At 64.5% G+C, this 25,000-nt stretch carries 25 protein-coding genes; 15 read left to right on the top strand and 10 right to left on the bottom strand.

The window, feature by feature from the left end:
* The first annotated feature begins 120 nt into the window (after window positions 1-120).
* The 4 genes from FNV92_RS13335 to FNV92_RS13320 all read left to right on the top strand — a co-directional run bounded on the left by FNV92_RS13335 (window position 121) and on the right by FNV92_RS13320 (window position 5,411).
* Complete coding sequence (locus FNV92_RS13335; RefSeq protein ID WP_143840621.1) at window positions 121-1,626, top strand: M81 family metallopeptidase; 1,506 nt, start codon at window positions 121-123, stop codon at window positions 1,624-1,626.
* A 14-nt stretch (window positions 1,627-1,640) separates the two neighbouring features.
* A complete protein-coding gene (locus tag FNV92_RS13330) occupies window positions 1,641-2,804 on the top strand; it encodes a M20 aminoacylase family protein (RefSeq protein WP_143840622.1) in 1,164 nt (387 codons plus the stop codon).
* Window positions 2,805-2,806: 2 nt separating this feature from the next.
* Window positions 2,807-4,228, top strand: a complete 1,422-nt coding sequence (locus tag FNV92_RS13325; protein WP_143840623.1) for an amidase — start codon at window positions 2,807-2,809, stop codon at window positions 4,226-4,228.
* Window positions 4,229-4,520: 292 nt separating this feature from the next.
* Window positions 4,521-5,411, top strand: a complete 891-nt coding sequence (locus FNV92_RS13320) for a crotonase/enoyl-CoA hydratase family protein (RefSeq protein WP_015685180.1) — start codon at window positions 4,521-4,523, stop codon at window positions 5,409-5,411.
* Window positions 5,412-5,547: 136 nt separating this feature from the next.
* Here the strand turns inward: FNV92_RS13320 and FNV92_RS13315 are convergent, their stop codons facing one another.
* The 3 genes from FNV92_RS13315 to FNV92_RS13305 all read right to left on the bottom strand — a co-directional run bounded on the left by FNV92_RS13315 (window position 5,548) and on the right by FNV92_RS13305 (window position 7,974).
* Window positions 5,548-6,525, bottom strand: coding sequence for an NADPH:quinone oxidoreductase family protein (locus FNV92_RS13315; RefSeq protein WP_143840624.1), 978 nt, complete (start codon window positions 6,523-6,525; stop codon window positions 5,548-5,550).
* A complete protein-coding gene (locus tag FNV92_RS13310) occupies window positions 6,525-7,133 on the bottom strand; it encodes a 2-hydroxychromene-2-carboxylate isomerase (protein ID WP_143840625.1) in 609 nt (202 codons plus the stop codon). The genes FNV92_RS13315 and FNV92_RS13310 overlap by 1 nt, the downstream gene beginning before the upstream one ends.
* 139 nt (window positions 7,134-7,272) lie before the next feature.
* Window positions 7,273-7,974 (bottom strand): glutathione binding-like protein, encoded by a 702-nt coding sequence (locus FNV92_RS13305; protein WP_143840626.1) that lies wholly within the window; start codon window positions 7,972-7,974, stop codon window positions 7,273-7,275.
* A 121-nt stretch (window positions 7,975-8,095) separates the two neighbouring features.
* Between FNV92_RS13305 and FNV92_RS13300 the strand changes: the two genes are divergently transcribed.
* Together FNV92_RS13300 and FNV92_RS13295 are read left to right on the top strand one after the other, a co-directional pair.
* Window positions 8,096-9,118, top strand: coding sequence for a methionine synthase (locus FNV92_RS13300; protein WP_143840627.1), 1,023 nt, complete (start codon window positions 8,096-8,098; stop codon window positions 9,116-9,118).
* Entirely contained in the window at window positions 9,115-9,351 is a 237-nt protein-coding gene (locus FNV92_RS13295; RefSeq protein WP_143840628.1) for a hypothetical protein, read from the top strand. Before FNV92_RS13300 ends, FNV92_RS13295 begins: the two co-directional genes overlap by 4 nt.
* Here the strand turns inward: FNV92_RS13295 and FNV92_RS13290 are convergent.
* The 3 genes from FNV92_RS13290 to FNV92_RS13280 form a co-directional block, all read right to left on the bottom strand.
* Entirely contained in the window at window positions 9,348-9,965 is a 618-nt protein-coding gene (locus FNV92_RS13290; protein ID WP_143840629.1) for a hypothetical protein, read from the bottom strand. The genes FNV92_RS13295 and FNV92_RS13290 overlap by 4 nt on opposite strands.
* Window positions 9,966-10,119: 154 nt before the next feature.
* On the bottom strand, window positions 10,120-10,647 hold the full coding sequence (gene gpt / locus FNV92_RS13285; protein ID WP_015685173.1) for a xanthine phosphoribosyltransferase: 528 nt from the start codon (window positions 10,645-10,647) through the stop codon (window positions 10,120-10,122).
* A 28-nt stretch (window positions 10,648-10,675) separates the two neighbouring features.
* Window positions 10,676-11,413: a competence/damage-inducible protein A gene (locus FNV92_RS13280; RefSeq protein WP_143840630.1), complete on the bottom strand. Its 738-nt coding sequence runs from the start codon at window positions 11,411-11,413 to the stop codon at window positions 10,676-10,678.
* A gap of 222 nt (window positions 11,414-11,635) precedes the next feature.
* On the opposite strand from FNV92_RS13280, the gene FNV92_RS13275 reads away from it, so the two are divergent.
* From FNV92_RS13275 to FNV92_RS13250, 6 genes are all read left to right on the top strand, one after another.
* A complete protein-coding gene (locus FNV92_RS13275) occupies window positions 11,636-13,054 on the top strand; it encodes a circularly permuted type 2 ATP-grasp protein (protein WP_015685171.1) in 1,419 nt (472 codons plus the stop codon).
* A gap of 4 nt (window positions 13,055-13,058) precedes the next feature.
* Window positions 13,059-14,003: an alpha-E domain-containing protein gene (locus tag FNV92_RS13270; protein ID WP_015685170.1), complete on the top strand. Its 945-nt coding sequence runs from the start codon at window positions 13,059-13,061 to the stop codon at window positions 14,001-14,003.
* Window positions 14,004-14,092: 89 nt separating this feature from the next.
* On the top strand, window positions 14,093-14,941 hold the full coding sequence (locus FNV92_RS13265) for a transglutaminase family protein (RefSeq protein WP_143840631.1): 849 nt from the start codon (window positions 14,093-14,095) through the stop codon (window positions 14,939-14,941).
* Between the two features lie 90 nt (window positions 14,942-15,031).
* Window positions 15,032-15,439 (top strand): carboxymuconolactone decarboxylase family protein, encoded by a 408-nt coding sequence (locus FNV92_RS13260; RefSeq protein ID WP_015685168.1) that lies wholly within the window; start codon window positions 15,032-15,034, stop codon window positions 15,437-15,439.
* Window positions 15,440-15,545: 106 nt separating this feature from the next.
* Window positions 15,546-16,304, top strand: coding sequence for a proteasome-type protease (locus FNV92_RS13255; protein WP_015685167.1), 759 nt, complete (start codon window positions 15,546-15,548; stop codon window positions 16,302-16,304).
* A 27-nt stretch (window positions 16,305-16,331) separates the two neighbouring features.
* The gene (locus FNV92_RS13250) at window positions 16,332-17,090 is read left to right on the top strand and encodes an SDR family oxidoreductase (RefSeq protein WP_143840632.1); all 759 of its coding nucleotides are present in this window, start codon (window positions 16,332-16,334) and stop codon (window positions 17,088-17,090) included.
* Window positions 17,091-17,407: 317 nt separating this feature from the next.
* On the opposite strand, the gene FNV92_RS13245 is transcribed toward FNV92_RS13250, so the two are convergent.
* Entirely contained in the window at window positions 17,408-18,661 is a 1,254-nt protein-coding gene (locus FNV92_RS13245; protein WP_143840633.1) for an MFS transporter, read from the bottom strand.
* A 144-nt stretch (window positions 18,662-18,805) separates the two neighbouring features.
* On the opposite strand from FNV92_RS13245, the gene FNV92_RS13240 reads away from it, so the two are divergent.
* Window positions 18,806-20,056 (top strand): NupC/NupG family nucleoside CNT transporter, encoded by a 1,251-nt coding sequence (locus tag FNV92_RS13240; protein WP_143840634.1) that lies wholly within the window; start codon window positions 18,806-18,808, stop codon window positions 20,054-20,056.
* Between the two features lie 128 nt (window positions 20,057-20,184).
* Here the strand turns inward: FNV92_RS13240 and FNV92_RS13235 are convergent, their stop codons facing one another.
* Complete coding sequence (locus FNV92_RS13235; protein WP_143840635.1) at window positions 20,185-20,721, bottom strand: cupin domain-containing protein; 537 nt, start codon at window positions 20,719-20,721, stop codon at window positions 20,185-20,187.
* Window positions 20,722-20,881: 160 nt separating this feature from the next.
* Window positions 20,882-21,169: an usg protein gene (locus FNV92_RS13230; protein ID WP_015685162.1), complete on the bottom strand. Its 288-nt coding sequence runs from the start codon at window positions 21,167-21,169 to the stop codon at window positions 20,882-20,884.
* Between the two features lie 379 nt (window positions 21,170-21,548).
* Here FNV92_RS13230 and FNV92_RS13225 point away from each other — a divergent pair, with 379 nt between their 5' ends.
* Window positions 21,549-21,863, top strand: a complete 315-nt coding sequence (locus FNV92_RS13225) for a co-chaperone GroES (RefSeq protein ID WP_015685161.1) — start codon at window positions 21,549-21,551, stop codon at window positions 21,861-21,863.
* A gap of 43 nt (window positions 21,864-21,906) precedes the next feature.
* Window positions 21,907-23,547 carry a chaperonin GroEL gene (gene groL, locus FNV92_RS13220; RefSeq protein WP_143840636.1) on the top strand — a complete coding sequence of 547 codons (1,641 nt, stop codon included), beginning with the start codon at window positions 21,907-21,909 and terminating at the stop codon, window positions 23,545-23,547.
* 195 nt (window positions 23,548-23,742) lie between these two features.
* On the opposite strand, the gene lepB is transcribed toward groL, so the two are convergent.
* Entirely contained in the window at window positions 23,743-24,975 is a 1,233-nt protein-coding gene (gene lepB, locus FNV92_RS13215; RefSeq protein WP_143840637.1) for a signal peptidase I, read from the bottom strand.
* Window positions 24,976-25,000: the final 25 nt, after the last annotated feature.

The raw sequence follows: 25,000 nt of genomic DNA, 5'->3' as shown, positions 1-25,000 counted from the left end.
CGGCAGAGCAGCATTCCCAAAACGTCTTGACCCTATGCGCGGCGCGAGTGCGTCCCGCCTTGCTCTCTCCGCAAGGCCAAGGCTAACGTCCCCCCCTCTTTGCTCACTGGACTGGAATTGATGACACGTATCGCCGTCGGCGGCTTCCTGCACGAGACCAACACCTTCGCTCCGACGAAGGCGACATTCGCGGACTTCCAGCACGGCGGCGGCTGGCCGGCGATGACTGAAGGGCCCGACGTGCTGAAGGTGATGCGGCGCATCAATGTCGGCCTCGCCGGCTTCGTCGACAGCGCCGAAGCCAGCGGCTGGGAACTGGTTCCGACCATCGCCTGTGGGGCGAGCCCGTCCGCGCATGTCACCGAGGATGCGTTCGAGCGCATCGTCAAGGTGATGGTCGACGGCATCGCGGCCGCCGGCCCGCTGGATGCGGTCTATCTCGACCTGCACGGCGCCATGGTGACGGAGCACCTCGACGACGGCGAAGGCGAGATCCTGGCGCGCGTGCGCCGCGTCATCGGCAAGGATGTTCCGCTGGTCGCCAGCCTCGACCTGCACGCCAACGTCACGCCAGAGATGATGGAACATGCGGACGCGCTGATCGCCTACCGCACCTATCCCCATGTCGACATGGCCGAGACCGGCCGCGCCTCGGCGAAGCACCTCGCGCTGCTCCTGAACACGAAACAGCGTTTCGCAAAGTCGTTCCGCCAATTGCCATTCCTGATCGCGATCAGCTGGCAATGCACCAACGATTTTCCCACCAAGGGCATCTACGAACAGCTGGCCGCGCTCGAGGGCGATGCGGTTCCGACGCTCTCGTTCGCGCCGGGCTTCCCCGCCGCCGATTTCCGCGACTGCGGCCCGAGCGTGTTCGCCTATGGCAAGACGCAGGAAGATGCCGACCGCGCGGCCGATGCCGTCGTGAAGCTGATCGAGAGCCACGAGGACGATTTCGACGGCAAGATCTGGTCGCCGGATGACGGCGTGCGTCATGCCATGGAACTCTCGAAGAACGCCAGCAAGCCGATCATCATCGCCGATACCCAGGACAATCCCGGCGCCGGCGGCGATTCCGACACCACCGGCATGCTGCGCGCGCTGGTCCGCAACAAGGCCAGCGCCGCGACCGGCGCGATCTACGATCCGGAATCGGCCCAAGCCGCCCATGCGGCCGGCGTCGGCGCCACCGTGACGCTGTCGCTCGGCGGCAAGTCCGGCATTCCCGGTGACGAGCCCTATCGCGAGACCTTCGTCGTCGAAAAACTCTCCGACGGCCGCTTCATCGCGGCGGGCCCCTATTATGGCGGCCGCGAGATGGAGATGGGCCCGTCGGCGTGCTTGCGCATCGGCGACGTCCGCGTTGTCGTCTCCTCCCACAAGGCGCAGCTCGCCGACCAGGCGATGTATCGCTACGTCGGCATCGAGCCGACCGAAGAGAAGATTCTCGTCAACAAGAGCTCGGTGCACTTCCGCGCCGATTTCGAGCCGATCGCGGAAAAGCTGATGATCTGCGCCGCGCCCGGCGCGATGCCGGCCGACACCGCTTCGCTGCCCTGGACGCGCCTGCGTCCGGGCATCCGCATCAAGCCGAACGGCCCCGTTTTCAATCCCCCTTCACGCTAACCGGACAGGAACACATGCCCACACTCGAGCGTATCGACGGCTATGCCGACGAACTCACTGCTATCAGGCGCGACCTTCATGCGCATCCCGAGATCGGCTTCGAGGAAGTACGCACCTCCGGCATCGTCGCCGACAAGCTGACGAGCTGGGGCATCGAAGTGCATCGCGGTCTCGGCGGCACCGGCGTGATCGGCGTCATCAAGGGCAAGGGCACTGGGAGCAAGCGCATCGGCCTGCGTGCCGACATGGACGCGCTGCCGATGGAAGAGAACACCAATCTGAAATGGAGTTCGAAGATCCCCGGCCGCTTCCACGGCTGCGGCCATGACGGCCACACCACCATGCTGCTCGGCACCGCGCGCTACCTCGCCGAGACCAGGAACTTCGACGGCACCGTGCACCTGATCTTCCAGCCGGCCGAGGAAGGCCTTGGCGGCGCCCGCGCGATGATCAAGGACGGGCTGTTCGAGAAGTTTCCGTGCGACGAGCTCTACGGCCTGCACAACGCGCCCGACCTCAACCACGGCGAGATCGCGATCCTGCCCGGCCCCGCGATGGCCAGCGCCGACTTCTTCGACCTCCGCATCACCGGCTACGGCGCGCATGGCGCGATGCCGGAACGCTCCAAGGACGCGGTGATCATCGCGACCACGCTGGCACAGGCGATCCAGACCATCGTCAGCCGCAACGTCGAGCCGCTGCAGGCCGCCGTCATCTCGATCACGCAGATTCACGCCGGATCCGCCTACAACGTCATCCCTGGCGACGCGCATCTTTGCGGCACCATCCGCACTTTCTCGAAAGAAGTCCGCACCCTGATCGCCGAGCGCATTCGCACGATCAGCGCCGGCATTGCCAGCGCCTATCAGTGCGTGATCGACGTCGACATCCGCGACACCTTCGACGTGCTGGTCAACCAGGTCGAGCAGTCCAAGGTGGTCGAGGAAGTCGCGCGCACGATCGTCGACCCCGCCAACGTGATCACCCGCACCCAGCCGAAGATGGGCAGCGAGGATTTCGCCGACATGCTGCAGACCATTCCCGGCGCCTATTTCTGGGTCGGCCATGACGGCTCGGTGCCGGTGCACAATCCGGGCTTCGTGCTCGACGACAAGATCCTGCCGATCGGCGCCAGCATGTTCGCCCGCATCATCGAAACGCGCATGCCGGTGGGCTAGCAATGCAGAAAAAGCGCGTCGAAGAGGCGGTCACTTCGCTGCACGATCTGTCCGCGGTCGATCTGATCGCGGGCTATCGGGCCAAGCAGTTCTCGCCGAGCGAGGTGCTGGAGGACGTGCTCGCGCACGTCGCCGCGTGGGAACCGCATCTGAAGGCGCTCTATGCGTTCGATCCCGACCGCGCGCGTGAGGCCGCAAAGGCCTCGACCGCGCGCTGGTCCGGGGGCGAGCCCTCGGGCGCGCTCGACGGCGTGCCTGTGACTGTGAAGGACAACATCGCGACCAAGGGCGTGCCGGTGCCGTTGGGCGCCGCGAGCGTCAAGCTGGTGCCGGCCGAGAAGGATGCCCCGCCCGCCGCGCGCCTGCGCGAGGCAGGCTCCATCATCTTCGCCAAGACCACCATGCCCGATTACGGCATGCTGTCCTCGGGGCTCTCCAGCTTCCATGCGCTGGCGCGCAATCCCTGGGACCTCTCCAAGAATCCCGGCGGCTCCAGCGCGGGTGCCGGCGCTGCCGCGGCGGCCGGCTACGGTCCGCTGCATCTCGGCACCGATATCGGCGGCTCGGTCCGCCTGCCCGCGGGCTGGTGCGGCCTCGTCGGCCTGAAGCCGAGCTTTGGCCGCGTGCCGATCGACCCCACCTATGTCGGCCGCGTCGCCGGTCCCATGACCCGCACCGTCGACGATTGTGCGCTGATGATGAGCGTGATCGCAAAGCCCGACCGGCGCGACGGCATGAGCCTGCCGGCCGAGCCGCTCAACTGGAAGGGGCTGGAGAAGTCACCGCGCAAGCTGCGCATCGGCCTGATGCTCGATCCCGGCTGCGGCCTGGCGCTGGAGAAGCCGGTGCGAGACGTCGCGGTGAAGGCCGCAAAGGCGTTCGAATCCGCAGGCAGCGTCATCACCGAAGTCGACGGCATCCTCACGCGCGAGATGCTCGACGGCCTCGACAATTTCTGGCGCGCGCGGATGTGGGACGATCTGTCGAAGCTGACGCCGGCCGAACAGGCAAAGGTGCTACCCTACATTTTCAAATGGGGTGAGTCCGGCGCGAAGCTGTCGGGCGTCGACGTGATCCGCGGCTTCAACCAGACCATGGCGATCCGCGCAGCCGCCGCGAAACTGTTCTGCGAGCTCGATTACCTGGTCTCGCCGACCGCGCCGAACGTGAACTACCCCGCGGACTGGGCCTCGCCCACTAACGATCCGATGAAGCCGTTCGAGCACATCGCCTATACCGTGTCATGGAATATGTCGGAAAATCCCGCCATCTCCATCAATGGCGGCTTCGATGCCAAGGGTTTTCCCATCGGCGTGCAGATCGTCGGCCGCCGCTTCGACGATATCGGCGTGCTCGGCATGGCCAAGGCGTTTGAGAGCCTGCGCGGCCCGCAGAAGCCCTGGCCGAGCCCGCCGGCGATGTAAGACCCTCTCGCATCCCGGAAGCGCGCCCTTTAGGCGCAAGCCCGAATGATTTGAGACAGGCAGCATGCGGAGCCTCTTGCTTACCCTCCCCTGGAGGGGGAGGGTCGGCTCACATGGAGCGCAGCGACGTGTGAGACGGGGTGGGGTGACGGTCTCTCCGCGTCCGACAGTGCCCAAGAGGAGAGATCACCCCACCCCGCTCGCGCTCCGCGCGATCGACCCTCCCCCTCCAGGGGAGGGTCAGTGCCTCCGCTACTGACGCAGTGAAGACAATAAAAGGAAGGAAACCACCATGGCGTATGAGACGATCAAATACGAGGTCGCCGAGCAGATCCTCACCATCACTCTGAACCGGCCCGACAAACTCAACGCCTTCAACGCACAGATGCAGGCCGAGCTGATCGACGCGTTTGACGCCGCCGACAAGGACGACAACGTCCGCGCCATCATCGTCACCGGCGCCGGCCGCGGTTTCTGCGCGGGCGCTGATCTTTCGTCGGGCGCCGACACCTTCGATCGCGACGCGCGGCGCGGCCCGGTGAAGCGCTTCGCCGACGGCAAGGTCGACTACAGCGATCCGCAGGTACGCGACGGCGGCGGACAAGTGACCTTGCGCATCTTCAAATGCCTGAAGCCTGTCATCGCCGCGGTCAACGGCCCCGCCGTCGGCATCGGCGTCACCATGCAGCTTGCCATGGACATCCGCATCGCGTCCGACGCCGCGCGCTTCGGCTTCGTGTTCTCCCAGCGCGGCATCGTGCCGGAGGCGGCCTCGAGCTGGTTCCTGCCGCGCATCGTCGGCATCTCGCAGGCGCTGGAATGGTGTTATTCCGGCCGCGTGTTCCCGGCACAGGAAGCGCTCGCGGGGCGCCTCGTCAGCAAGGTCGTCGCCCCGGACGATCTGCTGCCGACCGCCCGCGCGCTCGCCAAGGAGTTCGCAGCCAAGACCGCGCCGGTCTCGGTGGCGCTGATCCGCCAGATGATGTGGCGCATGATGGGTGCCGACGATCCGATGGAAGCCCACAAGGTCGACAGCCGCGGCATCTATGCCCGCGGCCGCTCGGACGATGTGAAGGAAGGCGTGGTGTCGTTCCTGGAGAAGCGGCCGGCGCAGTTCAAGAACAAGGTGTCCAGCGACATGCCGGACTATTTTCCGTGGTGGACGGAGCGGGAGTATAAGTAGAGCTTCGCAGGGTGGCTTAGCCGAAGGCGTAACCCACCTCTTTGATCTCCGCGGATACAGAAGTGGTGGGTTACGCCGAGCAGATGCGCTTCGCGCATCTGCAGGGCGTAACCCACCCTACAGTTCAGCGGCACCCTCACTCCATCACCAGCGCCACGCGCCCGATCGCCTCGCGATCGAGCAAGAGCCGCATCGCCTTCGCGTAGTCCTCCAGCGGCAGGCGGTGCGAGACGTTGGGGCGCAGCTTGCCCTCCTCCGCCCATTGCAGCAGCGCCTTCAGGCGCACTTCACCGAGCGCCGGATTTTTCCGCACGGCCTCGCCCGCACGCACGCCGAGCACGCTGGCGCCCTTGATCAGCAGCAGATTGGTCTTGGCCGAGCCGATGCCGCCGGTGAAGCCGATCACCAGCAGCCGGGCGCCCCAGGCGATGCAGCGCATCGAGTTCTCGAACACCTCGCCGCCGACGGGATCGAACACCACGTCCGCACCGCGGCCGTCGGTGATGCGCTTGACGGCGTCGCGGAACGGCTCGCGATCATAGCGCACGAGGTGATCGGCGCCGCGCGCTTTGGCAATCGCAAGTTTCTCGTCGCTGGAGGCCGTCGCGATCACGGTCGCGCCGAGCATCTTGCCGAGTTCGACGGCGGCGAGGCCGACGCCGCCGCCGGCGCCGTGCACCAGCAGTACCTCGCCCGGCTCGATCCGACCGCGATCAATCAGCGCATGATAGGCGGTGCCATGGCCGGCGAGATAGGTCGCGGCCTCTGCATAATCGAACGTCGACGGCTTCGGCGTGAGCTGGCCGGGCGTCACCACCGCTTCATCGGTGAACGCGCCATGGCGCATCTTCACGATGACCTTGTCGCCGACCGCGACGCCGCTCGCCTCCGCGCCCACCTCGGTCACGTCGCCCGCGGCCTCCATGCCGGGTGTGAACGGCAGCTCCGGCTTGAGCTGATATTCGCCGGCGGCCATCAGCACGTCAGGAAAATTGAGGCCCGCAGCACGAATTGCGACGCGCACCTCGCCCGGCTTCAGGACGCGCGATGGAAATTCTTCCAGCCGCAGCGTTTCGGGCGCGCCGAGTTCGCGGCAGACGACGGCTCGCACCATCAGGCCGCACTCGCCTTGCTGCGCAGCAGGGCCTCGCGGATCAACGGCAGCCGGTCGTTGCCAAAATACATGTCGGTCTTGTTGACGAAGATCGTCGGCGAGCCGAACCCGCCGCGCGCAATGACTTCTTCGGTGTTGGCCTTGAGCTGGTCCTTGATCGCCTGCTCCGAAATGCCCGCGAAAAACTTCTGCTCGTCGATGCCGACCTTCTTGCAGATCCCGGCGAGCACCGCATCCTGCGAGATGTCCTTGTCACCGCCCCAATAGGCCTCGAACACGGCGGTGGCGAACGGCACCATGTCCGCACCCAGCCAGATGCAGCCGCGCATGGCCTTGACGCTGTTCACCGGGAATACGGTCGGCGGCATCTTGATCGACAGCCCAGCCGAGCGCGCCCAGTCCGCGAGGTCCTTCTTCACGTAGCGCGCCTTCAGCGGCACCGGCGTCTCGCGCTGGGCGTAGACGCTGGGATTGACGGTGTTGAAGATGCCGCCGACCAGGATCGGCCGCCAGACAATCTTGACGCCGAGCTCCTTTGCCAGCGGCTGAATGTTGTGGAAGGCGAGATAGGTCCAGGGGCTGGAACAGTCGAAGAAGAATTCGATCATGGCGTTTCCTTTGTGTTTATGTCTCTCGCTCTCTCCTCGTCATTGCAAGGAGCGAAGCGACGAAGCAATCCAGAATCTTTCCGCTGAACCAGTCTGGATTGCTTCGCTTCGCTCGCAATGACGAGGAGACAGCGGGGGGCTACTGCTTTCCCAATACTTCCTTAGCCCTCTGCCCAAACATGATCTTGCGTGATTCCTCGTCGAACGGCTCTTTCACGAATTTCCCGATCGCAAGTCCTGCCTGCACCTGAGGCCTGGCACGCACCTCGGCGTACCAGCGCTTGACGTTCGGATAGTCGTCGAGCGTGAAGCCCTGCGCCTTGTGGGTCATGGTCCAGGGGAAGCAGGCGATATCGGCGATGGAATAGTCGCCGGCGACATAGGCGCCGGTCTTGGCCAATTGACGGTCGAGCACGCCATAGAGCCGCGCGGCTTCGTCGCGATAGCGCTCGATCGCGTAGGGGATCTTCTCCGCCGCATAAAGCGCGAAATGCCCGTGCTGGCCGAGCATCGGCCCGAGACCGGCCATCTGCCACATCACCCACTGGATGGTGGTGGATCGTCCGCGCAAATCATTGGGCAGCAAGCGGCCGGTTTTCTCTGCCAGATAGATCAGGATTGCGCCGGTCTCGAACGCCGAGAACGGTCCGCCGCCATCGGCGGGCGCGTGATCGACGATCGCGGGAATACGATTGTTGGGGGAGATCGCCAGAAACTCCGGGCTGAACTGCTCACCGGCACGGATATTGACGGGCTTCACGCTGTAGGGGAGCGCGAGTTCCTCCAGCATGATCGAGATTTTCCAGCCGTTCGGCGTCGGCGCATAATAGAGGTCGATCATGACCTTTTCCTTGGCCTTCCCTGCTTGCTTCACCGGAATAGCGAGCGACTTTTGTTGTTCTGTACCTCGACGTTAAGACATGGCAGGAAGGGGCGCAACACAACCTGCCGGGAGGGCCGCCATGCTGTTTCCAACCACGATCGCCGGCTCCTTGCCGAAGCCGGAATGGCTCGCCGAGCCCAACATGCTCTGGGCGCCCTGGAAATCGCAAGGCGATGAGCTCGCGCGCGCCAAGCGCGATGCGACCATGCTCGCGATCAAGGTCCAGGAGGATGCCGGCATCGACATCGTCACCGAGGGCGAACAGGCCCGCCAGCATTTCGTGCACGGGTTCCTGGAGAAGATCGAGGGCATCGACTTCGCTCACAAGGTCGAGATGGGCATCCGCAAGGACCGCTACAAGGCGATGGTGCCGCAGGTGGTCGCGCCGCTCCGGCTCAAGGGCCGCGTCCATGCCGACGAGGCCCGCGTCGCCCGCACACATACGAAGAAGAAGCTGAAATTCACCCTGCCCGGCCCGATGACCATCATCGACACCATTGCCGATCGCTACTACGGCGACCGCGTCAAGATGGCTTTTGCCTTCGCCGAGTTGCTGAACGAGGAGGCCAAGGCGTTGCAGGCCGACGGCGTCGATCTCGTGCAGTTCGACGAGCCCGCCTTCAACGTCTACATGGACGAGGTCAACGACTGGGGCATCAAGGCGCTCGAGCGCGCCGCGGAAGGTCTCACCTGCGCCACGGCCGTGCACATCTGCTACGGCTATGGCATCAAGGCCAATACCGACTGGAAGGAGACGCTCGGCGCACAATGGCGCCAGTACGAGCAGATCTTCCCGGCGATCGATGCCAGCCCGATCCAGCAGGTCGCGATCGAGTGCCGAAACTCGAAGGTCCCGCTCGACCTGCTCGCGCTGCTCAAGACCAAGATCGTGCAGGCCGGCGTGATCGACGTTGCCAGCGACGAGGTCGAGACCGCGGAAGATGTTGTCAAGGTGATCGACGCGGTGTCGAAATTCGTCCCGAAGAGCAACATCATTGCCACTACCAATTGCGGCATGGCGCCGATGCGGCGCGACATCGCCGAAGCCAAGCTGATGGCGCTCGGTGCCGGCGCCGCGCTGGCACGCGAGAAGCTTGGATGATGGTGGTGGTCCGCCTGGTCCTCGTCGTCGCGGCTCTCGCGGCGATCGCGCTGCCCGTGCGCGCGGAGGATCGCTCCGTGCTCTTGAACTGCAAGGCGATGGTCGAGCGGGCGTCGAAGGACGCGAGTGCCGCCAGCGAAGCCGAGCTGACCCGTTGCCGGCAGGTGATCCGCGAATGGGCACTGCGCGATGCGCGGACGACCGTGGATGAAGAGGGCAAGCCGCTGCGCTAGAAGCGCGCGGTGGGATGCAGCACCGGCTGATAGCCGGCGATAATTGCGCGCAGCGTGGATGGCGGCGTCAGCAACATCAGGCGATCGAGGGCGCGTGCATGCGGCACGTAGCCCTGGGGTGACCACAGCAAAGCCTTGCCTTGTGTGACCAGAAAGCAGCCGTCCTCCTGCTGCACCATCGTGCCATCGGGCAATTCCGCGAGCGGCATCGGCAGCGCATGCAAGCGCTTGCTGCCATGATCGAGCCGCTCCAGATGCAGTTGGGCATCCATCGCCTTCGCAGTCACGTTGCGCACACCATTGCCCGCTTCCCACGCCGCGCGAAACCGCTTGGCATCGTCGCGGCGGCAGAAGAAGCAGGGCCGATGACCCGCCGCAAAGGCCGTGGCTTCGTCGAGGAAGAACAGCTCGGTCCAGCTTCGCCGCGCCATCACCGGCCGCCGCCAACCGCGGAATTCGCACAGGCAGGTGATCCAGGCCTGCGACGACCAGCGCTTCTTCAGCAGCGTCTTCGTCGCGGGATCATGGATGATGCCGCGATTGCCGGTGAACAGGCCGCGATGCGGCGTGGCGATGATCTCGCCGGTCGGCGTGACGCGGTTTTGCAGGGGCATGGCTGCTCTCTTCTCCTTCTCCCCGCTTGCGGGGAGAAGGTCGGGATGAGGGGGAGCCTCCGCTAGGTCGGTGAGAATTGGACTCGCGGAAAGTCCCCCTCACCCGCGCCTGCGGCGCGACCTCTCCCCGCAAGCGGGGCGAGGTGAAGAAAGATCACGCCGCCCCGTCGCGGAGCGGCGGGTGGTAGGACAGTGCGGTGTCCCAGGGGAAGAAGATCCAGGTGTCCTGCGACACTTCCGTGATGAAGGTATCCACCAGCGGGCGTCCCTTCGGCTTGGCGTAGACGGTGGCAAAATGCGCATCGGGCAGCATCTGGCGCACCAGCCTGCCGGTCTTGCCGGTGTCGACGAGGTCGTCGACGATCAAAAGCCCCTTGCCGGTGCCGCCGCCGAGCTTCATCGCCGATTCGGAAATGCCCTTGAGGACCTGAAGCTCACCCTGCTTGTCGTGGTCATAGCTGGCGATGCAGACCGTATCGATCACACGCACGCCCAGCTCACGCGCCACGATCGCGGCCGGCACCAGGCCGCCGCGGGTGATGGCGATCACCGCGTGGAACGGGCCGACCTCGTTGAGGCGCCAGGTCAGCGCCCGGCAGTCCCTGTGGAACTGGTCCCACGAGACCGGGAAGGCCCTGCCTGCCCGCTCCTGCGCACTCAGTTCCGGTGCTTCACCAGCCATCGTCGTCTCCTGCTTCGTCTGCCGGCAGCTACCGGGTGATGTTCAATCCGGCCAGCATGTCCTTCACCGCGGCCATTGCCGCCGCAAGCTTGTCGGCATCGCGCGAGCGCACCACCAGGTTGGTGTTGGGCTTCTGCTCCTCGTCCATGAAGGGATAGCTGCCGATGATGGTGTCCGGATGGGCGGCGGCGATTTCCCGCAGCGGGCTGCCGATGTCGCCCTCCCGCGCGTTGGCGCGAACCGATTCGGACAGCATGCGTACGCCGGATTTCAGCTTGGGCGAGACGATGTCCATCATCGCCTGCATGATCGAGGGTACGCCGGCCATGACGATGACATTGCCGATCTTGAAGCCGGGGGCGAGGATGGTGGCGCTCTGGATCAGCTCGGCGCCGTCGGGGATGCGGGCCATGCGCAGCCGGGCCTCGTTGAGGTCCTGCTCGCTCCAGCGCTCGCGGAAGCGGGCGACCACCTCCGGATGGTGGTCGATGCCGACGCCGAAGGCCTTGGCGACGCTGTCCGCGGTGATATCGTCGTGGGTCGGCCCGATACCGCCGGTGGTAAAGACATAGGTGTAGCGATGCCGCAGAGCGTCCAACGCGGCAATGATGTCGGCCTCGTCGTCGGAAACGACCCGGACTTCCTTGAGGTCGATGCCGATATTGGTCAGGTATTCGGCGATGAAGCCAATATTCTTGTCCTTGGTCCGACCGGACAGGATTTCATCCCCGATCACCAGAATGCCTGCCGTGACGATGTCGCTCATGCCTTAAGTCCCTCACCTATCGGCCCGACTTTGCCGAGGTAACGCGTTGAAGTCACGCGGTTTTGCTGCCGAAATAAGCAGTCCTCAGCCATTTTTTCAGGCAAGCCGCCGGCCATCCCCGCTAAATGTTGCCAGTCCATGCTTATCGCGCTGGCCCGGCCCTTGCTACCACCCGGGTAAGTCATGCACTGTCAGGCATGGCCAGGGAGACAGTCGGGATCTATGGCAGTCGCGTTTGACGAAATGAACATTCCCGGCGGGGACCTTCGCCCCGCCTATCAAGAGCTAGCGCGCTGGCTCAAGGAGACGCCTCCCGAGGCGCTCGAATATCGCCGCCAGGAAGCCGAGCTCCTGTTCCGCCGAATCGGCATCACCTTTGCCGTCTATGGCGATTCCGAATCCACCGAGCGCCTGATCCCCTTCGACGTGATCCCGCGGATCATGTCCGGCAAGGAATGGGCGCTGCTGGAGAAGGGCCTGAAGCAGCGCGTGCGCGCGCTCAACATGTTCCTGCGCGACATCTATCATGGCCGCGACATCCTGCGCGCCGGGATCGTGCCCGACGATTTGATCTTCCAGAACCCGGTCTTCCGCCCCGAGATGAACGGCCAGCAGGTGCCGCACGACGTCTACGTGCACATCGCCGGCATCGACATCGTCCGGGTCGACGCCGAGGACTTCATCGTGCTGGAGGACAACGCGCGCACGCCGTCCGGCGTGTCCTACATGCTGGAAAACCGCGAGATCATGATGCGGCTGTTTCCGGATCTGTTCGCCCGCCACCGGGTGGCGCCGGTCGAGCGTTATCCGGACGAGCTGCTCTCCGCGCTTCGCTCGGTCGCCCCGCAGGGCGCCTCCGGCGAGCCGACGGTCGCGCTGCTCACGCCGGGCGTCTACAACTCGGCCTATTACGAGCACTCCTTCCTCGCCGACAAGCTCGGCATCGAGCTGGTCGAGGGGCGCGACCTCATCATCAAGAACAACGAAGTGTTCATGCGGACGACCGAGGGGCTGAAACGGGTCGACGTGATCTACCGCCGCGTCGACGACGATTTCATCGATCCCCTCACCTTCCGCCCCGACTCCGTGCTCGGTGTGCCCGGGCTGATGTCGGCCTATGCAGCCGGCAACATCACGCTCGCCAACGCCGTCGGCACCGGCATCGCCGACGACAAGGCGATCTACTCCTACATGCCCGACATCGTGAAATTCTATCTCGGCGAGGAGCCGATCCTGAAGAACGTGCCGACCTGGCGCTGCCGCGAGCCGAAGGATCTCGCCTACGTGCTGGACAATCTGAACGAGCTCGTCGTCAAGGAAGTGCACGGATCCGGCGGCTACGGCATGCTGATCGGACCCGCCGCGACGAAAGCGACCATCGAGGCGTTCCGGGAAAAGCTCAAGCGCGAGCCGGAAGGCTTCATCGCGCAGCCCACGCTGGCGCTCTCGACCTGCCCGACCTGCACCGCGTCCGGCCTCGCGCCGCGCCACGTCGATTTGCGACCCTTCGTGCTCACGGGCAGCAAGACCACGACGATCGTGCCCGGCGGGCTGACCCGTGTGGCGCTGAAGGAAGGCTCCCTGGTGGTGAATTCCAGCCAGGGCGGCGGCACCAAAGACACCTGGATCCTGGACGAGTAGTCAGATGCTGTCGCGTACCGCCGAAAACCTCTACTGGCTCGCCCGCTACGTCGAACGGGCCGAATATCTCGCGCGCACCATCGATGCGACCTTGCGCGTCACCGCGCTGCCCGCCGCCTATATCGGCAAGACCAATGAATGGGACTCGGCGCTGCTGACCGCCGGCGTCGCCGCGAGCTTCTATCAGCAATATGAGGAAGCCAACGAGCACAACGTCGTCGAATACCTCTCGTTCTCGCCGAACAATCCGTCCTCGATCCGAAACTGCATCGAGGCGGCGCGGCTGAACTCGCGCTCGGTGCGCACCGCCCTCACCAGCGAGATGTGGGACACCATCAACTCGTCCTGGATCGAGCTGCAGGAAGTCTGGAGCAAGGGCACTTCGACGCGCGAGGAACTCGCCAAGTTCCTGCGCTTCGTACAGGAGACCTCGCTGCGCTTCGACGGCTCCGCCTACCGCACGATGCTGCGCAACGACGCCTACTGGTTCTCCCGGATGGGCGTGCATCTGGAGCGCGCCGACAACACCGCGCGTATTCTCGACGTGAAGTACCACGTGCTGCTGCCCGAGGAAGAGCATGTCGGCGGCCCGCTCGACTTCTACCAGTGGACCTCTATCCTGCGCTCGGTGTCGGCGCTGACGGCCTATCACTGGGTCTATCGCGAGACGCTGAAACCCTGGCTGATCGCGGACCTGCTCATCCTCAACGACACGCTGCCGCGATCGCTGGCGAGCTGCTACGGCAACCTCGTGCGCAATCTCGACCAGATCGGCGTCGCCTACGGCCGCCAGGGCCCGGCCCAGCGCCACGCCCGCGGCATCCGCAACCGGCTCGAACACAGCAATATGAACGACATTTTCCAGCATGGCGTGCATGAATTCATTCAGGAATTCATTGCGGACAATTCCAGGCTGGGCGAAATCATCACGAAGCAGTATTTGATCTGATGTCCCCCGACTGACAAAACGGGATATCGTCTTGGCCGGGCTTCTTCGCAGTAGGCAGACGGGTCTAACCACTAACTTCACGGTCCACCATGCGCCTGCGAATCCAGCACACCACGACCTATCGCTACGAGCCGCCGGCCACCAGCGTGATCCAGATCCTGCGCATGACACCGTGCAGCCATGACGGGCAATACGTCGCGGAGTGGCAGATCGACGTCTCTACCGATACCAAGCTCGACACCCATGAGGACGCCTTCGGCAACGTCACCCACGTGCTGTCGTGCGGCCCCGTCGGCGACATCAAGATCATCGCCGAGGGCCTGATCGAGACCCATGATACCGGCGGCGTGCTGCGCGGCGCCGACGAACGCTTTCCGGCCGGCATGTTCCTGCGCACGACCGAACTGACCGAGGTCAATCCGGCGATGGCCGCGGTGGCGCGCCAGTTGCGCAGCGAGGCCGAGAGCGACACGCTCGGCTTTCTGCACACGCTGATGACGGAGATCGCCGACCACATGACCTTCGATGAGGATCCGACCAACAGCGGCACCTCGGCGGCCGAAGCGTTCACGCTCAAGCGCGGCGTCTGCCAGGACTACGCGCACATCTTCATCGCCTGCGCCCGCAGCGGCGGCGTGCCGGCGCGCTTCGTCTCCGGCCATTTCCTGCGCGCCGACGGCACGGTACATCAGGACGCCGGACATGCCTGGGCGGAAGCCTACGTGGCTGATCTCGGCTGGGTCGGCTTCGATCCCGCCAACAGCATCTGCACCACCGACGCCCATGTCCGCGTCGCGATCGGGCTCGATTATCTCGGCGCCGCGCCCGTGCGCGGCACCCGCTATGGCGGCGGCGCGGAGACGCTGACGGTCGCCGTCAAGGTTGAGCAGGCCGGCCGCGGCGGCCAGTCGCAATCGCAATCACAGCGGCAGACTTAAGCGCGGCCGGATCGCGTCACGAAGCTTTGCCGGCTGACCGGATCAGGCGCGCTATGATCGCAGGGTCAGATCAGACCCTGCGAGGATCCCATGGCGACCGTGAAGCTGCTTTCGGACGACGAGCTCTCCGCTGAGGCGCGCGCCGTTTTCGACGACATCCGCAAGGTGCGGCAGTCGGACTTCGTCAACAATTTCTGGCGCGCGCTGGCGCACGATCCGAAGACGCTGCGGCGGACCTGGGAGAGCATCAAGCAGGTGATGGCGCCGGGGGCGCTCGATCCCAAGATCAAGGAAATGATCTATGTCGCGGTCTCGGTGGCGCATGGCTGCAGCTACTGCATCCACTCGCACACCGCGGGCGCACGGGCGAAGGGCATGACCGAGGCCGAATATGGCGAGATGCTTGCCATCATCGGCATGGCCGCGGAGACGAACCGGCTGGTCACGGCGCTGGGCGTCCCGGTCGACGAGGCGTTTCTCGTCGATGCCGCAGACTGAGGCGGGCCTCTTACAGCCGATACATGGCTCCCCCTGGGGAACAGGGGGTTACATGCCTCCGTGAAATTGGTTAGTAATTCCGCGCAAACGCGTTCGGGGATCGGAAATGACCTATTGTTGCGGAATCCTGGTTCGGGACGGTCTGGTGATGATCGCCGACACCCGCACCAATGCCGGCCTCGACAACGTCTCGACCTTCCGCAAGCTGCACATCTTCTCCAAGCCCGGCGACCGCATCATGGCGATCGCCAGCGCCGGCAACCTCGCCATCAGCCAGTCGGTGCTCTCCACCCTCACCGAGGGCCTGGAAGACCCCACCACGGGCGAGATCGAGACGCTGATGAACGCGCCGACCATGTTCCAGGCCGCCCAGCGCATCGGCCGGGCGATCCGGGCCGTGCATGCGACTGAAGGGCCGGCGCTGAAGTCCGAGGACGTCTCGTTCGACGTCTCCTTCCTGTTCGGCGGCCAGATCAAGGGCGCGCGGATGCGCCTGTTCATGGTCTACACGGCAGGCAATTTCATCGAGTGCACCACCGACACGCCTTACCTGCAGATCGGCGAGCACAAATACGGCAAGCCGGTGCTCGACCGCGCCATGCATTACGACGTCGAACTCTACGAGGCGCTGAAGACCGGCCTGATCTCGATGGACTCCACCATGCGCTCCAATCTCGGCGTCGGTCTGCCGATCGACGTGCTAGTGGTGCGGGCCGATGCCTGCGATGCCGATCTCAACCATCGCATCGAGGCCGGCGAGCCCTATTTCCACGATCTGCGCTCGCGCTGGTCGGCGGCGTTGCGCGCGGCGCATCAGAACATCCCGCGGCCGCCCTACAAGAACGAAAAAGAACCGAAAACCTGAAAGCTTAAGAGATAAAGGCAGGAAACGATGAGTGAAGCAAACAAGATCGCAGTGGTGACGGGCGCAGGCACCGGTGTCGGCCGCGCGGCGTCGCTGGCGCTGATGAACACCGGCTTCACCGTGGTGCTCGTCGGGCGCCGGCTCGACATGCTCGAGGAGACCGCCAAGCTCGGTCCCGCCGGCAAGAGCCTGTGCGTCACCGCCGACATGACCAAGCCGGACTCGATCGCCGCCCTGTTCGACAAGGTGAAGGCAACTTACGGCCGGCTCGACGTGCTGTTCAACAATGCCGGCATGGGCGCGCCGCCGGTGAACTTCGAAGATCTCAGCCTCGAGCAGTGGCAGGCGGTGGTGAACACCAACCTCACCGGCCCGTTCCTGTGCACCCAGCACGCCTTCCGCATCATGAAGGACCAGAGCCCGCGCGGTGGCCGCATCATCAACAACGGCTCGATCTCGGCGCATGCGCCGCGGCCGTTCTCGGCGGCCTACACCTCGACCAAGCACGCCATCACTGGCCTCACCAAGGCCTCCAACCTCGACGGCCGCATGTACGACATCGCGGTCGGCCAGGTCGACATCGGCAACGCCGCCACGCCGATGACCGACCGCATGGTCGCCGGCCCCGGCGTAATGCAGCCCGACGGCACGATGAAGCACGAGCCGCGCATGGACGCGAAGGCGGTCGGCGATGCCGTCGCCTACATGGCCGGCCTGCCGCTCGATGCCAACGTGCTGACCATGACGGTCATGGCCACCAAGATGCCGTTCGTCGGACGGGGCTGAACTGAAAAGCGCGAAAACAACCCCATGCACAGTAGGCGGCATGGGGTTGCCGGCAAGCGGGGTGACGTTGGCTAAGGTCCCGCGCTGCCTCCACAATCGTCATTGCGAGCGCAACTCCATCACCGTCACCCTGAGGTGCCGGAGCCTTGCGGCGCAATTGCGCCGCTGGGCGGAGGCCTCGAAGGGCGACGGCCCGGCTGCATCTCAGCCGTTCATCCTTCGAGGCTCCGCTTGCGATGCATTCGCATCACAAGCCTCGCACGATGACGGGACTAATTCGTCTCTCCGTGAGAGCACGACGGGGAGAGAGCGGAGCCCTACTCCAAACTCTGCACCTGCCGCAGGCTGGGAAACAGCTTCATCCACAATAGCGCCACCGCGACGGTCGCGACGCCGCCGAGCACGGCTGCAGGCATGGCGCCGAGCAGAGCGGCGGCTACGCCGCTTTCGAACTGACCGAGCTGGTTGGAAGCGTTGATGAAGAGGAAGTTCACCGCGCCGACCCGGCCGCGCATCTCGTCGGGGGTTGAGAGCTGCACCAGCGAGAAACGGATCACGACGCTGATCGTGTCGGCGGCTCCCAAAATCGCGAGCGAGAGCACCGACAGCCACATCCAGGACGACAGCGCGAACACGATCGTGGCGAGACCGAACACGATCACGGCCTGGAACATGCGCAGGCCCACGTGACGCGAGATGGCGTGACGCGCCAGCACCATCGTCATCAGCAGCGCACCGACCGCCGGCGCGGCGCGCAACACGCCAAGCCCCATCGGGCCGGTCTGGAGAATGTCGCGGGCATAGATCGGCAGCAGCGCGGTGACGCCGCCGAACAGCACCGCGAACAAATCGAGCGAGATGGTGCCGAGGATTGCCGGATTGCTGCGGATGAAGCGGACGCCGGCAAAGATGTTGTCCGAGTCCGTCCCTTCCTTGGCCACCGCCTGCGGGCGCGGCCGGATGAAGCCGGTCAGGATCATCCCGAAAATCCAGAACAGCAGCATCACGGCATAGGCAAGATGCGGCGCGATCGCGTAGGCGAAGCCGCCGAGCGCCGGTCCCGTGATGGTCGCGACCTGCCCCGCACCGCTCGCGACCGCCGTCGCGCGCTGCAGCGATCCCTGCGGCGCGATCAGCGGCAACAGCGCCGCGGTGGTCGGGCTTTCGAACGCGCCGGCAATGCCGAGCACGAAGGTCGCGATGAAGATCTGTACCTCGCTGACCGCGCCGAGATAGGTGATGACACCGAGATAGAGCGCGGTCGCCGCTTCCGCGAGCTGGCAGAGCTGGACCACACGCTTGCGCTCAAAACGGTCGGCGGCGTGGCCGGCGACGAACACCAGCAGCGCCGTGGGCAGGAATTGCACGAGGCCGACCATGCCGAGATCGAAGGCCGAGCCGGTGAGATCGTAGATCTGCCAGCCAATCGCGACCGCCGCGATCTGGCTGGAGAAGCGCGACAGGCTACGCGAAAGCAGGAAGAACAGGAAAGCGCGGTGGGACAGCAGCGCGCGGGCGCTGACCGGCGGATTCACCTGTCGCGGCTGCTCTTCGCTCAGCTCCTGACTCACCTTTTGGGACCGTCCGCGCCTGATCTTGGAAGTCCCGCGTGGCTGACGAAGACCTTCTTGTCAACAGCGGCCGGCGCCGGTGCCGTTCCGGCATTGCGTTTGCAACGGATGCCCGGCCATAATCATTGGAGGTTTGGGGACATCATGCTGCGGCTGCAATCGGCACTCGGCATTTTCGCATTGCTGCTGCTCGCCTTCGCGCTGGCCGAGAATCGGCGCGCCGTCTCGCTGCGGCAGGCGGCGATCGGCCTCGTCGCGACCTTCGCCACCGCGATCCTCCTGATGAAGGTGCCGGTCGTCGCCCGCGCCTTCGGCGCCATCAACGATGCCGTCGGTGCGATCTCGGCGGCCTCGCGCGCCGGCTCCTCCTTCGTGTTCGGCTATGTCGGCGGCGGCGCCCTGCCGTTCGATTTGAAGGTGCCGGGCGCCGATTTCATCCTGGCGTTCCAGGCGCTGCCGATCGTGCTGGTCATGAGCGTGCTGACGACGCTGCTGTTCTATTGGCGCGTGCTTCCGCCGATCGTGCGCGGCATGGCCTGGCTGCTGGAGCGGACGCTTGGCGTCGGCGGTGCGGTTGGGCTGTCGACCGCCGCCAACATCTTCCTCGGCATGGTGGAGGCACCGCTGTTCGTCCGGCCGTATCTGGCGCAGATGACCCGCAGCGAATTATTCCTGGTGATGACCGGCGGCATGGCCGGCATCGCCGGCACGGTGCTGGTGCTCTATGCGACGCTCCTTGCTCCTCTGATTCCCGACGCGGCCGCGCATTTCGTCATCGCCTCCGTGCTGGGCGCGCCGGCCGCGATCCTCGTCAGCCTGATCATGGTCCCGGAAACCTCCGTCAAGCGGACCGGCGGTACGCTCGAGGATCCCGAGATGGAGGTCGCCAGCACGATGGATGCGATCGTGAAGGGCACCGGCGCGGGGATCGAGCTGCTCATCAACATCGTCGCGATGCTGCTGGTGCTGGTGGCGCTGGTCTATCTCGTCAATGCCATGCTCGGCCTGCTGCCGAATATTGGCGGCGCGGCGATCTCGCTGCAGCGCCTGCTCGGCCTCGTGATGGCGCCGGTGTGCTGGCTGATGGGATTGCCGTGGGATCAGGCGGTGACCGCCGGCAGCCTGATGGGCACCAAGACCGTGCTCAACGAATTGATCGCCTATGTCGACTTCTCGAAGCTGCCAGCCGATGCGCTCGATCCGCGCTCGCGCCTGATCATGCTCTACGCGATGTGCGGCTTCGCCAATTTCGCCAGCCTCGGCATCATGATCGGCGGCCTGGGGGTGATGGCCCCGGAGCGACGCGAGGAGATCAACGCGCTGGGTTTGAAGTCGATCGTGTCGGGGACGCTCACGACGTGCTTGATGGGTGCGGTGGTGGGGGTGTTGAGTTAGCTCTCTCCGCGCGTCATTGCGAGCGAAGCGAAGCAATCCAGAATGCAACCGCTGGATTGCTTCGTCGCACCAGCGCAAAATTGCTACGCAATTTTGTCGCGGGCTCCTCGCAACGACGAGGAGAAAGCCTACGCCTTCAACTCCACCGTCTTGAATTCCGCCGGCAGGATCACTTCCAGCAGTTCGACGTCATCGGAATAATCCAGGATCATGTGCTTGATCTTCGGCGGCTGGGTCCAGGCGCTGCCTTCCTTCATCAGGGTCTCGCCCTGCCCCTCCATGTAGGTCTTCACCCAGCCCTTGAGGACGTAGACCATCTGGAAGTCGATGTGGTGGAAGTGCAGCTTCGAGACTTCGGCCGGATCGCAGGGGCCCTGCAGCCGGATCACGTGAGCCTGCGCGAGGCCGTGGCTCGCAGCGGCGATGCCGAGGTCGCGGTACTTGGCGTAGGCGCGCAGGCCGTCCGCCTTGAAGTCTTCTTCGCGATGATGGCTGATGGCGATGCGCTGTTTCGGACGGGCGGGTTTCTTGACCGACTTGGCTGGCGTTGCGAGCACTTTCGATTTCACGGCCTTCCGCGCGGAGGATCGCACGGCGACCTTGGCGCCGCTCCGCTTCTTCACTGCGACCTGCACCGCGCTACGCGATTTCACCTTCTTGGCCATGGGCTGCCTCCACTGTTGTTATGGGAGGAGGCTAGCACGCAAACAGGTCTCGTAGGGTGGGCAAAGCGCAGCGTACCCACCATTGTCAGATGCGATTGCGGAGCGATGGTGGGCACGGCGCGTGCGCGCCTTTGCCCAACCTACGAAACCGATGCGCGCCTCAATGCAGCCGGAACACGCCATCCACGGCGCGCAGCTCGGCCGGCTTGATCAGCTTGGAATGCGCGACCGTCACCGAGTGGAGCGGACCATCGAGCTTCGCCTGCCAGAAGGCCAGAAAGTCCTTCAGCGCCGGGAATTTCGGGAAGAGATCGTAGTTCTGCCAGACATAGGTCTGGAGCAGCGAGGGATGATCCGGCATCCGATAGAGGATTTCCGCCGTCGTCAGCCCGTAACCCAGCACCTGCTTCCGAAAGTCGTCGGAAACAACCCCAACCCGCGAAACCATGCCAACCTCCTTTGCAGGAGCGCATATTCAAGGGGTGGCTTGCCGGTACGCTGCTTACGAGCCACCCGGAAACGATGCGCTCACATGAGAGAAATGTGACGCAAACTGACAATTCATCTCAAGCCCAAAAGTTTAACAAGCTGTTGAAATTCAATGCGTTAGCAGCAGACAGGACTCCGTGCTAATACGGCCCCAATTGCCGGTTAACGATGGTAAAGGAATTTGGCAGGCGCACCTTCTGAGTGCTTATTTTTCTGCTAGAAGCCCTTGCCCCCGCAAAAATCCTGGCTTATCTCAGCAGTGCCCACGCTGGCACTCGCTAGCAGGGACTGCTAACAATCCAGATTTATCAACCCGAGCAATTGCTTAGGAGGACTGCATGAAATTCCGTCCGCTTCACGACCGCGTCGTGGTCAAGCGCATCGACGCAGAAGAGAAGACCGCTGGCGGCATCATCATTCCCGACAGTGCCAAGGAAAAGCCCTCGCAGGGCGAAATCGTCGCCGTCGGCCCGGGTGGCCGCGACGAAGCCGGCAAGCTGATCCCGATCGACCTGAAGGTCGGCGACCGCGTGCTGTTCGGCAAGTGGTCCGGCACCGAGGTCAAGATCGACAATGTCGACCTGCTGATCATGAAGGAAAGCGACATCATGGGCGTCCTCGACGTCCCCGCTTCCAAGAAGAAGGCGGCCTAAGAGCCCCTCTCTCACCCAGCTAAACCCCTAAGGAAAAATCCACATGGCAGCTAAAGAAGTCAAATTCTCCGTCGATGCGCGCGACAAGATGCTTCGCGGCGTCGACATCCTCGCCAACGCGGTGAAGGTCACGCTCGGTCCCAAGGGCCGCAACGTCGTGCTCGACAAGTCGTTCGGCGCTCCCCGCATCACCAAGGACGGCGTCACCGTCGCCAAGGAGATCGAGCTCGAGGACAAGTTCGAGAACATGGGCGCGCAGATGGTGCGCGAAGTCGCCTCCAAGTCCGCTGACGCGGCCGGCGACGGCACCACCACCGCCACCGTGCTGGCCCAGGCGATCGTGCGCGAAGGCGCCAAGTCGGTTGCCGCCGGCATGAACCCGATGGACCTCAAGCGCGGTATCGACCTCGCGGTCGAAGCCGTCGTTGCGGACCTCGTCAAGAACTCCAAGAAGGTCACCTCGAACGACGAGATCGCCCAGGTCGGCACCATCTCGGCGAACGGCGACGCGGAGATCGGCAAGTTCCTGTCCGACGCCATGAAGAAAGTCGGCAACGAGGGTGTCATCACCGTCGAGGAAGCCAAGTCGCTCGAGACCGAACTCGACGTCGTCGAAGGCATGCAGTTCGACCGCGGCTACATCTCGCCCTACTTCGTCACCAACGCCGACAAGATGCGCGTTGAGATGGACGACGCCTACATCCTCATCAACGAGAAGAAGCTCTCCTCGCTGAACGAGCTGCTCCCGCTGCTCGAGGCCGTGGTGCAGACCGGCAAGCCGCTGGTCATCGTCGCCGAGGACGTCGAAGGCGAAGCGCTTGCGACCCTGGTCGTGAACCGCCTGCGCGGCGGCCTGAAGGTCGCGGCCGTCAAGGCCCCGGGCTTCGGCGATCGCCGCAAGGCCATGCTGCAGGACATCGCGATCCTGACCGGCGGCCAGGCGATCTCGGAAGATCTCGGCATCAAGCTCGAGAACGTCACGCTCAACATGCTCGGTCGCGCCAAGAAGGTGATGATCGACAAGGAGAACACCACGATCGTCAACGGCGCCGGCAAGAAGGCCGACATCGAGGCGCGCGTGGCCCAGATCAAGGCGCAGATCGAGGAAACCACCTCGGACTACGACCGTGAGAAGCTCCAGGAGCGTCTTGCCAAGCTGGCCGGCGGCGTCGCGGTGATCCGCGTCGGCGGCGCCACCGAGATCGAGGTGAAGGAGCGCAAGGATCGCGTTGATGACGCGATGCATGCGACCCGCGCGGCTGTCGAGGAAGGCATCGTCCCAGGCGGCGGCGTCGCCCTGCTCCGTGCCTCCGAGCAGCTCAAGGGCTTGCGTACCAAGAACGACGACCAGAAGACCGGCGTCGAGATCGTCCGCAAGGCGCTGTCGGCTCCGGCTCGCCAGATCGCGATCAACGCCGGTGAAGACGGCTCTGTGATCGTCGGCAAGGTGCTCGAGAACAAGTCGTACGCTTTCGGCTTCGACTCCCAGACCGGCGAATACGGTGACCTCGTCAAGAAGGGCATCATCGACCCGACCAAGGTCGTCCGCACCGCGATCCAGAACGCAGCCTCGGTTGCGGCCCTGCTGATCACCACGGAAGCCATGGTCGCCGAGCTGCCCAAGAAGGGCGGCTCCGGCCCCGCAATGCCCCCGGGCGGCGGCATGGGCGGCATGGACTTCTAAGGTCCAGCCACCTCAAGAACTACGAAACCCCGGCAGCGATGCCGGGGTTTTTGTTTGTGAGGGATTGCTTCGCACGACTGGAAATGACGGCCGTAGACTGGATGGAGCGCGGCGGAATCCAGACTACAAGTAAACTACCGCAGCAGGCTGGCGCTTCGCGCGTCCTGGAATGAAGAGCGGATGGGCAAGCTCGCCTCACCGCACCGTCGCACCAATCCGCTCGAACCGCATGCTGGACGGCGCGCCCGCTCCGCCCGCCGCGCGCGAGAAGAAGATCATGCTCACGCGGGCAACGAGGTTGTCGATCGGGACGAAGCCGATCGCCGACATCGCGCGGCTGTCTGTCGAGTTGTCGCGGTTGTCGCCGAGCACGAACAGGTGCGCGGCCGGCACCGTATAGGTCGTGGTGTTGTCGAAGTAACCGTTGTCGGCGCAGTCGAGCGTCTCGTAGCTTACCCCGTTCGGCAACGTCTCGCGCCAACGCCTGACGCCGGTCGTGCCCGAACCGCACGCGTCGATCCCCGTGAGATCATCCATCCTCTCGCGTCGCACGGGCGTGCTATTAATCAGGAGCTCGCCATCCTTCATCTGGATGCGATCGCCGGGCAATCCGACGACACGCTTGACGTAATCAGTCCTCTCGTCCTTCGGCAGGCGAAAGATGACCATATCCCCGCGCGCGGGGTCGGCGCCGAACACGCGCCCAGGGAATGACGCCACCCCGAACGGCAGCGAAAAGCGGCTGTACCCATAGGCAAATTTGTTGGCGAAGACGTAATCACCAGGCAGCAAGGCGGGAATGGTCGACCCCGACGGGATGCTGAACGGCTGAAACAGGAACGTTCGGATCAGCAGCGCGAAGACTGCGGGCAAGCAGAGCGTGGATATGCCGTAAGTGACGAAGCTGCGAAAGAAGCCGAAGCCTTCGACGCTGCCCAGCATCAGCAGCGTCATCACCATGGACCACAGGCTGCAAATGCCGACCATAAACGCAAGCACCGCCGGCATTGCGCCGGCACCGGCAACGCGCAGTCCAAGAACCGCCGCGATCGCCAGCACGGCGCCCGCGATAGCCGGCAACATGCCCCACGCGAGTAGGGTACGCAGCTCCGCAGTGGATGCGGTCCCACCGAGCAGACGCCCAACGCCCGCGGCAACCCAGGCGCCAATATACAGATTCAAGATGCTGAGAGACCCGGCGCCGACAAGGCAGGCAAGAAGGACACGCCAATCCGTCAGCGACTGATCGACGTCCATACCCAGCAACCATGTGACGGCGGATGCGGTGCCGCCAAGAGCTGCCAGGACCAGCACCCGAGAGCTGTATGGTCGGGCGACGACGTCCTGGATCGTCCGCCGCGGCCTCCACCAGATCGTCAGATAGGGAGACAATCCGCTCGTCGTTTCACCCGCCCCCGCGCCCGACATTCCAAACCCTACCTGCGATGCTGAT

Source organism: Bradyrhizobium cosmicum (genome assembly GCF_007290395.2).
Taxonomy (GTDB): domain Bacteria; phylum Pseudomonadota; class Alphaproteobacteria; order Rhizobiales; family Xanthobacteraceae; genus Bradyrhizobium; species Bradyrhizobium cosmicum.
The sequence above is the reverse complement of the archived record's forward strand: the minus strand, read 5'-3'. Positions and strand labels throughout refer to the sequence as shown.